Origin of the sequence: Gemella haemolysans, from assembly GCF_028308085.1 — a bacterium.
GTDB lineage: Bacteria > Bacillota > Bacilli > Staphylococcales > Gemellaceae > Gemella > Gemella haemolysans_D.
Window position 1 is genome coordinate 22,071 of sequence record NZ_JAQMFS010000049.1, and the last position, 9,482, is coordinate 31,552.

General features: G+C 31.2%; 8 protein-coding genes. 6 read left to right on the forward strand and 2 right to left on the reverse strand.

The window, feature by feature from the left end:
* Positions 1-176: 176 nt before the first annotated feature.
* The 5 genes from PNO30_RS03480 to PNO30_RS03500 all read left to right on the forward strand — a co-directional run bounded on the left by PNO30_RS03480 (position 177) and on the right by PNO30_RS03500 (position 6,007).
* On the forward strand, positions 177-1,076 hold the full coding sequence (locus PNO30_RS03480) for an RluA family pseudouridine synthase (protein ID WP_271965239.1): 900 nt from the start codon (positions 177-179) through the stop codon (positions 1,074-1,076).
* 367 nt (positions 1,077-1,443) lie between these two features.
* On the forward strand, positions 1,444-2,310 hold the full coding sequence (fba, locus tag PNO30_RS03485; RefSeq protein WP_271965241.1) for a class II fructose-1,6-bisphosphate aldolase: 867 nt from the start codon (positions 1,444-1,446) through the stop codon (positions 2,308-2,310).
* Positions 2,311-2,377: 67 nt separating this feature from the next.
* On the forward strand, positions 2,378-3,412 hold the full coding sequence (locus PNO30_RS03490; RefSeq protein WP_271965242.1) for a M42 family metallopeptidase: 1,035 nt from the start codon (positions 2,378-2,380) through the stop codon (positions 3,410-3,412).
* Positions 3,413-3,697: 285 nt separating this feature from the next.
* Positions 3,698-4,375 carry an amylase-binding adhesin AbpA gene (abpA, locus tag PNO30_RS03495; RefSeq protein WP_271965244.1) on the forward strand — a complete coding sequence of 226 codons (678 nt, stop codon included), beginning with the start codon at positions 3,698-3,700 and terminating at the stop codon, positions 4,373-4,375.
* 399 nt (positions 4,376-4,774) lie between these two features.
* A complete protein-coding gene (locus PNO30_RS03500; protein ID WP_271987180.1) occupies positions 4,775-6,007 on the forward strand; it encodes an aminoacyltransferase in 1,233 nt (410 codons plus the stop codon).
* Between the two features lie 110 nt (positions 6,008-6,117).
* Here the strand turns inward: PNO30_RS03500 and PNO30_RS03505 are convergent, their stop codons facing one another.
* Positions 6,118-7,275 (reverse strand): MFS transporter, encoded by a 1,158-nt coding sequence (locus PNO30_RS03505; protein WP_271987181.1) that lies wholly within the window; start codon positions 7,273-7,275, stop codon positions 6,118-6,120.
* Positions 7,276-7,284: 9 nt separating this feature from the next.
* The gene (locus PNO30_RS03510) at positions 7,285-7,977 is read right to left on the reverse strand and encodes a CPBP family intramembrane glutamic endopeptidase (protein WP_271987182.1); all 693 of its coding nucleotides are present in this window, start codon (positions 7,975-7,977) and stop codon (positions 7,285-7,287) included.
* A 387-nt stretch (positions 7,978-8,364) separates the two neighbouring features.
* On the opposite strand from PNO30_RS03510, the gene PNO30_RS03515 reads away from it, so the two are divergent.
* Positions 8,365-9,482: glycine--tRNA ligase (locus PNO30_RS03515; RefSeq protein WP_271987183.1), on the forward strand; the 1,118-nt coding region annotated here is incomplete at its 3' end.

Sequence of the window (9,482 nt, forward strand, 5' to 3'; positions counted from 1 at the left end):
TAATATAGATAGGAGAATAGTGGAAGTGATAGAAATTGATTAATTTTTACTATTTAAAGAATATTGAGATTGGAATACTATAGAAGTATCATATTTTAAAACAATTCTACTATATTTTATTTTGTTTTTTTGAATGTATATGTTAAGATAGTATAGTATGAAAAAAGGAGGAAGTAATGGATACACAAAAAATTATATATACTTCACCGAAAAGTGAAAGAATCGATAAATTTTTACAACAAGAATTAACAGATGTTTCTAGAACAAATATCCAGAACTTAATTTCTGAAGGTTATATAAAAGTAGATGGAAATAGTATTAAAACAAATTATAAATTAAAAGAAGGTAATGTTATTACTATTGAATACAAGGAACCCGAAGAATTAGACGTTGTAAAACAAGATATTCCAATTGATATTGTATATGAAGACGATGATTTAATTATTGTAAATAAAGCTAAAGGTATGGTTGTTCACCCATCAGTAGGACACAAAGATGGAACATTAGTAAATGCCTTATTATTCCACAGTGAACTTTCAAGTATAAATGGAACTATTAGACCAGGAATTGTTCACAGAATTGATAAAGATACTTCAGGCTTATTAATCGTTGCGAAAAATGATAAAGCACACGTTAAATTATCTGAGATGATTGCGAATAAAGATGTTAAGAGAAAATATTATGCTCTTGTTCATGGTAGTATAAAACATGACTATGGAACGATTGATGCTCCAATAGCTCGTAATCCAAAAGAACGTAAAGAAATGGCTGTTATCGATGAAGGAAAACCATCTATTACACACTTTAAAGTAGTAGATAGATTTGAGAAATATACACTTATCGAATGTGAACTAGAAACTGGACGTACTCACCAAATCAGAGTACATATGAAATACATCAACCACCCATTAGTAGGCGATCCAGTATATGGGCCGAGAAAAACATTAAATACTAATGGACAAGCACTTCATTCAAAAAGTATCGAATTCAACCACCCAATTACAGGAGAACATTTATATTTTGAAACAGAAATTCCTGAGTATATGGTTGAGACTATGTCTAAATTAGACAAATAGTATAAAGTATAATATATCGCCTCAAATATTAGTTTAAACAGCTAATTTTGGGGTGATTTTTTAAAAAATTAAAGGTGTACTAGTATAAGAACTTAGTTTAGAGAAAAAAATTAAATAGATTAAATAAATGAAAATTTTTAAGAAATTTGATTATGAAATTTTAGGTTGGAATTTGAAAAAACTAAGAAGTTAATGATGTATACGTTAACAACAAAAGCTTGTGATACCAAAGAATAGAAGAATTAATATGTTAAAATTTAATAAATATTACACTTAATTGAAAATTATAGAAGAAAATAGTTTATTTTTTCTAAAAAGTGTAGTATTATAATATATAGTAAGTAGTTATTTAAGGAGGACAAACAACATGGTATTAGTACCAGCAAAAGACATGCTTGTAAAAGCAAGAAAAGAAGGATATGCTGTAGGGCATTTCAACATCAATAACTTAGAATGGACAAAAGCTATTTTAGCAGCTTGTGAAGAAGCAAAAAGTCCAGTAATCTTAGGTGTAAGTGAAGGAGCAGCTAAATACATGACTGGTTTCAGAACTGTAGCAGCTATGGTTAAAGCTATGGTAGAAGAAATGAAAATTACAGTTCCTGTAGCATTACACTTAGACCACGGTTCATACGAAGGAACTCAAAAAGCTATCGAAGCTGGATTTAGTTCAGTAATGTTCGACGGATCTCACTATCCATTCGAAGAAAACATCGCTAAATCTAAAGAAATGATCGCTTTAGCTCACTCTAAAGGTATTTCTATCGAGTGTGAAGTAGGTTCAATCGGTGGAGAAGAAGATGGAGTTATCGGTAGCGGTGAATTAGCTGATCCAAACGAATGTAAAACAATGGCTGACTTAGGAATTGACTTCCTAGCTGCAGGTATTGGTAACATCCACGGTAAATACCCAGAAAACTGGGCTGGATTAAGCTTTGAAACATTAGAAAAAATTTCTAACATCACTGGTGGAATTCCATTAGTATTACACGGTGGTTCAGGAATCCCAACTGACCAAATCCAAAAAGCTATCTCTCTAGGAGTATCTAAAGTTAATGTTAACACTGAATGTCAATTAGCATTTGCTGAAGCTACACGTAAATACATTGAAGAAGGTGGAGATCAAAAACCTAAAGGTTTCGACCCTCGTAAATTATTAAACCCTGGATTTGAAGCTATTAAAGCTATGGTTCACGAAAAAATCGATATCTTCGGTTCAAGAAACAAAGCATAATAACTACGAAACATATTTTAAGACTCATGCTTTGCATGGGTCTTTTTTTATAGAAGGGAGAATTCCAATGCAAGAAACAATAAATTATTTAAAAAAACTAACAAGTATAGTATCACCTACTGGTTATACTAAAGAAATCTCTGATTACTTAGTAGAAGAATTAGAAAGACTTGGCTACAATTCAATAAGAACTAATAAAGGTGGAGTAAATGTAGTAGTGCTAGGTAAAGATAATTCTAAACATCGTGTAGTTACTGCTCACGTTGATACTCTAGGCGCTATGGTTCGTGCGGTAAAACCTGACGGAAGACTTAAACTAGCTAAAGTCGGTGGTTATCCTTGGAACATGATAGAAGGAGAAAACTGTCTTGTCCATGTAGCAAGTACAGGAAAAACTGTAAGTGGAACAATCTTAGTTCATCAAACTAGCACACACGTATATAGAGATGCGGGCACTGTAGAACGCACAGAAGATAATATGGAAGTAAGATTAGATGCCAAAGTAACTAACGAAAAAGAAACACGCGAATTAGGAATTGACGTAGGAGATTTCATTAGTTTTGATCCTAGAACCATCGTTACAGATACAGGATTCATTAAGAGTAGATTTTTAGATGATAAAGTTAGTGCAGCTATATTATTAGATTTATTAAGAAGATATAAAGAAGAAAATGTTGAACTTCCATATACAACACACTTCATGTTCAGTGTATTTGAAGAAGTAGGGCATGGAGCTAACTCAAGTCTTCCGAAAGAAGCAGTAGAGTACCTTGCAGTTGACATGGGTGCAATGGGTGATGATCAACAAACTGATGAATATACAGTGTCTATTTGTGTAAAAGATGCTAGTGGTCCATATAATTATGAGTTCAGAAATCATTTAGTGAGTCTAGCTAAAGAAAATGGAATAGAATACAAACTAGATATATATCCATATTATGGAAGTGATGCTTCGGCAGCTATGCGAGCAGGGGCAGAAGTAAAACATGCATTATTAGGTGCAGGAATAGAGTCAAGTCACTCTTATGAAAGAACGCACATAGATTCAGTAGAACAAACTCATAAACTAGTTAATGCTTATTTAAGAAGTTCTTTAGTATAGTAAGTATAAAGAATAACAGGTGATTTAATAAATTATTTAATTTATAAATTGTCATGTTAAAATTATTTACCTAAGTTATATTTACAGGTAAATATGTCAACTAAATGTTATATGAAAATAGTAATGAAATAGAAAAAAACCTATTTAATGCCTAATTTTAACAAAAAATCTTAAAAAACTTAAGAAAACAACTTGACTTTTATTCCAAAACTCAATATAATATCTATATATACGAATACGATTGTATTAAAATTAATATTAATTATGTAAAGGAGATGTAATACTATGAACAAAAAAGTATTATTATCAGTATTATCAGCTGGTTTAGTAGCTACTACAGTTGCTCCTCTTGCTTTAGCTCAAGGTGAAAATGCAAGTAACTCAAACCAACTAACTCAAAAAAAATATGTTTCTGAACGCGACATCGCTGATGAAGCAAATGCTCAAGTAGCTGCTCACGAAGCTGAAATCCGTGCTGAAGCTCAAAGACAATTTGATCAACAAGGAAGTCAAGCTCTTAAAGCTGCTCAAGCAGAATTAAAAGCATTCTTAGATTCTGGATACTCAGGACACGACTTCACTACTAAAAAAGAAGCTTTAGAAGCTAAAGTTGCAGCTGCAAAAGCTACTGCAGGTAGATCATTTGATGAAATCTACAACACTGTTAAAAACCGCTATGTTCAAAAATTACAAGAACAATACAGAGCAGCAGCAGTTCGTCAAGGTAACTACTGGAACGATAAAACTGGTGTAGAAGATAACAAACCAAACCCAACACGTATTGCTGAAGACATCAAAAACCAAACTGGTAAAGATGTAACTGTTGAGAAAAAACAAGATGGTTCAGTTGTGATTAAAGACCAAAAAGGTAACGTTCTTAAAACTATTACTAAAGATGGTAAAGTAATGAACGGTCCTGTTAAAGCTAACAGAGTTTTACCAAAAACTCACGCAGCTAAATAATACTGACGTAAAATAAAAAAGGATGTTTGATTTCAAACTCCTTTTTTTATTATTATAAAATATAATTAGAATCCAGGATATGAGATAACTTCATTCCTGGATTTATTCAATATAAGTAATTATTAGTATTAAATTTCCGTAAATAATATATTAATTAATCTCTTTTTTGTTGAAATATAAAAGTATGCATGATACAATTAGTAGCGATGGTGTAAACTATAGCGGTTAAGATCATTGTAAATTGTACTGAATAAGATATTGAAAAGTAGTTTATTGAACTTAGTTTTAAATTATTAAAATATTAATAAACTATAACGGGCAAAGTGAAGTTGAAATTTTTATTGATTAAAAGTTTTGCCCAATTTTATATACTAAAAAATATAGTAAGGTAGGTAATTTATGTCATTTGAGATAATAACTCAAGATGAGTTTAATAATCATACGAAAATTGTAGATAGTGCATCTTTTATACAAAAAGTACCAATGGCTAATTTGTTAGAGAAAAGAGGATTTACGATAAAGTATGTTGCTTGGAAAGAAAATGGAGAAACTCTAGTTTCAAGTATTGTCTTCAGCAAACCTATGGCTGGCGGATTATATATGGAATTGAAATCTGGACCGATATATACTGATGAATCTAAGTTAAAGGATTTTTATAATGGTTTAAAAGATTATGCTAAACAACAAGGGGTAATAGAATTAATAGTTAAACCTTATAACACATATCAAGAATTTAACAGTGATGGTGAACCTATCGGTGAAGAAAATAAACATTTCGTTAGAGAATTAGTAGAACTTGGTTATACGCATGATGGTTTAACAACTGGTTATCCAGATGGTGAACCAGATTGGCATTATGTAAAAGATATGAAAGGAATAACAGAAGAAACTCTAGTTAATTCTTTCGGTAAAAAAGGAAAACAATTATTAAAGAAAGCCAAAAGTTTCGGTATTAAAGTTAGAAAACTAGAAAGAGATGAACTACAAATATTTAAAGATATCACAGCTTCTACTAGTAATAGACGTGATTATAGTGATAAACCCCTAGAATATTATGAAGATTTCTATGATAGTTTTGGAGAAGATGCGGAGTTTATGATTGCTACTATTAATTTTGAGGAATATTTATTGAATCTTCAAAGTAATAAAAAAACAATTGTAGATAAGTTAGAAAAACTTATTGAGGAAAATCCTGGAGAGAAAAAATCAGCTAAGTTTAATCGATTATCAAAAGAATTAAATCGTGAGATTGAAACATATGATAATCGTATAGAAGAAGCTGAAGGTTTTATTTCTAAATATGGAAAAGAAGAAGTAGTACTATCAGGAAGCTTATTCATTTATAGCGGACAGGAGAGTACATATTTATTTAGTGGATCGTACACAGAATTTAATAAATTTTATTCTCCAACATTACTACAAGAATATGTAATGCTAGAATCTATAAAAAGAGGTATTCCATTGTATAATTTCTTGGGTATTCAAGGAATTTTTGATGGGACTGATGGAGTGTTACGATTTAAGCAAAACTTCAATGGATATGTTGTTAGAAAAATGGGAACATTCCGCTATTATCCTAATCCGTTGAAATTCAAACTAATAAAATTAGTGAAGAGAATTCTTCGTAGATAATTAAAAATTCGGAGTTTGGTATTTATAAACCATTCTCCGAATTATTTATTAAAACCTATACAAAAATGACCTTGAACTCAGTCAATCTGAACTTTCAAGGTCATTTATTTTTATCTTTTTGCTTTTAATCTCGTTGCAACTACTGTTCCTATAGCTGCGATAATTGCTGATGCGTAGAACACGTATGAAGTACTAATATCCCACAGTGCTCCCATAATATACAATCCTATAGCCATACTTAGTTGGAAACAAATCGCTGTATATAGATTTTGCATATCTATAATCTCTTTGTTGTTGTAATCTCTATTTAGCATTAATATGAATGCTATATGTGCAACTGCGAATGTTATTGCATGAAATGTTTGCATTACTGTAAATACATAGATATTATGGAAAGTTGCTAAGGCTGACCAACGTATCACGGCGCAAACTCCCGCGAACACCAATAGATTTTTTGGTTTTATTTTATCTACCAATCTTTTCGAAAAGATAAAGAAGATTATTTCTGCTATAACTGATACGTTTAAGATTACTCCTGATAACCATTTAGCTGATATATTCATACTTTCTAAATATATAGCGTTATAATTGTTGTATGCTGTGTGAGAAAGTTGATAAAAGAAAATAGTTGCTATTAACAATATCGCATTTCTATCTCTTAATACCCAGCCATATAGGCTTTCTTTTTTATCGTTGTTACTGTTATTATCTAAGTTTAAGTTTTTTACCAATTTAGGCTGTGGTAGGAACATAAATACTAAATATAATGCTACTAAAAATATAAGTATGTAATATAGTGCTCCATTACCTACATAACCCAATACTCCTCCGATAAATATACCAACAACTGTATATCCAAGTGATCCGTATGTTCTTGCTTTCCCGTAGTCAATATTTTCTTCACGTAAAAATAAAGAAGCTAAACCTTCTACAAGTGGACTAATCATAAAGTAAATTAATCCGAATAGGAATGTGATAATTCCTAATAATATCTTTTCGTTTGTGAATCCATAACTTATCGCAAGGATAAGACCTGAAGCAACAGATAATTTCATCGTAATATTTAAGTTGTATTTTTTTATTAAATACGGACTTAAAAATATACCACTGATAACCCTAGCGAAATACAACATTGAGAATATCGAACTGGCCTCTAGAACACTTAAGTTTTTTACAGAAGTCAGATATACCATCCAGAATGGTAAAAAAGTACCCGTTACTAAAAATTGTAAAAAGTAGTTAGACGATAACCAAGTTTTTGATGACATATTTACCTCCTAATTTACGAAAAATTGCACTAGAACTACTAAGCTGTTCATTAGAATATGAGCTACGATAGGTGTAATTATTCTTTTTGTATGTAAATATAGATAAGAAAATACGAATGACATACCGATATAGACAATCATAATTGGTGAGAAACCGTCATGAGGTAGTGCGAATATAATTCCTGTGATTAATGCAGGAATAGTGAATCTAATCCATTTTTTACTACCTATCATTGCATCGTAAAAATATCCAAATACTGCTTTTCTAAAGAATAATTCTTCCATTATTGGTCCTAGTACAGCTACATATAGTATGAAGTATGGTTTTAATTTTAATACTTCAACGACGTTACTTGTGTTTTTACTTTTAGTAGGAAAGTTGAAAAAGTTTGATAGGTATACTAACAAACCGTTCAAAATACCTTGAAGCAACATCATCGAAATAAATCCAATAATTCCAATTGCAAATAGGGTGATAAAGTTGTATTTTGACTGTTGTCTATCTATATCGTTAGTTCCTTTTCTTGCTATATAACCAAGAATAAAGGTAGCTGTTAAAGATAAAAACAACACAATAGTTACACGATTATCAACGCTAATGTTTCGAGGGAGTTGAAGTGGAATAACAAATACTGCTAATATATAAATAATTCCACTAAGAAGTAGGTGGTTAACATTACCACGAGTTAATGAAAATCTCATAGACCCTCCTTATTAAATTTTAATCATTTTCTATTATAACATCTATAAATACTGAGTACAACCTTATTGATTAAAAGTTGTATATAATGATGAAAATAATAAGATGAAAATCTAACTTAAATAATCTATCGTTAAGAAGTGAACGTATTCATGATATTTTTATGAATTTAACTTGAAAATTTATAAATTTAGTGATAGAATGTAAAGTAAGTAAGCGAGCTGATGATGGTGAGAGTTCAGCAACAATATTGGCGTTAAATACAATTTAATATTGTTAAAGTTGAGTTTTTACTAATCAGGGTGGAACCGCGGAAATTATTTCGTCCCTAGATGTGCTTCGGCATATCTAGGGCTTTTTATATTTTTATTAATAAGGAGGAAACAACAATGGAGAAAATTTTATCTCTAGCAAAAAATAGAGGATTCGTATTTCAAGGATCTGAAATTTATGGTGGATTAGCTAATACTTGGGATTACGGTCCACTAGGTGTAGAATTAAAAAATAACGTAAAAAAAGCATGGTGGAAAAAATTCATTCAAGAATCACCGTATAACGTAGGGTTAGATGCAGCTATTTTCATGAACCCACGTACTTGGGAAGCATCTGGCCACGTAGGTAACTTCAGTGACCCTATGATGGACTGTAAAGTTTGTAAATCACGTCTTCGTGCAGATAAATTAATCGAAGAATACTATTTCAACGAAAAAAATGAGGATGTAGTAGTTGATGGTCTTCCATTTGAAGAATTAGAAGCTATTATCGATCGTGAAAACATTAAATGTCCAGAATGTGGTAGCCATGACTACACTAACATTCGTCAATTTAACCTAATGTTTAAAACAAACCAAGGTGTAGTAGAAAATTCTACAAGCCAAATTTACCTACGTCCAGAAACAGCACAAGGTATCTTCGTTAACTTCAAAAACGTTCAACGTAGTATGCGTAAGAAATTACCATTCGGTATTGGGCAAATTGGTAAATCATTCCGTAACGAAATTACACCAGGTAACTTCATCTTCCGTACTCGTGAATTCGAACAAATGGAATTAGAATTCTTCTGTGAACCAGGAACAGAATTAGATTGGCACACAACTTGGAAAAACAGTTGTGAGAAATTCTTATTAGACTTAGGTATGACTAAAGAAAATATCCGTCTTCGTGATCATGATCAAGAAGAATTATCTCACTATTCAAATGCAACTACAGATATCGAGTTCAAATTCCCATTTGGTTGGGGAGAACTTTGGGGTATTGCTTCAAGAACAGATTACGACTTAAAACAACATATGGAACACTCTGGTCAAGATTTAACTTATCAAGACTTAAGTACAAATGAAAAATTCATCCCATATTGTATCGAACCATCTGTAGGGGTAGACCGTGTTCTTTTAGCATTTTTATGCGATGCTTACAACGAAGAAGAGGTTGGAGAAAATGATACTCGTACAGTTCTTAAATTCCACCCAGCTCTTGCTCCGTTTAAAGCAGCTATCTTACCACTTTC

Excerpts from the sequence above, each read along its gene's own strand:
- fba (WP_271965241.1), top strand. The coding sequence starts at position 1,444 with ATGGTATTAGTACCAGCAAAAGACATGCTTGTAAAAGCAAGAAAAGAA.
- abpA (WP_271965244.1), top strand. The coding sequence starts at position 3,698 with ATGAACAAAAAAGTATTATTATCAGTATTATCAGCTGGTTTAGTAGCT.
- PNO30_RS03505 (WP_271987181.1), bottom strand. The coding sequence starts at position 7,275 with ATGTCATCAAAAACTTGGTTATCGTCTAACTACTTTTTACAATTTTTA.
- PNO30_RS03510 (WP_271987182.1), bottom strand. The coding sequence starts at position 7,977 with ATGAGATTTTCATTAACTCGTGGTAATGTTAACCACCTACTTCTTAGT.
- PNO30_RS03500 (WP_271987180.1), top strand. The coding sequence starts at position 4,775 with ATGTCATTTGAGATAATAACTCAAGATGAGTTTAATAATCATACGAAA.
- PNO30_RS03480 (WP_271965239.1), top strand. The coding sequence starts at position 177 with ATGGATACACAAAAAATTATATATACTTCACCGAAAAGTGAAAGAATC.
- PNO30_RS03490 (WP_271965242.1), top strand. The coding sequence starts at position 2,378 with ATGCAAGAAACAATAAATTATTTAAAAAAACTAACAAGTATAGTATCA.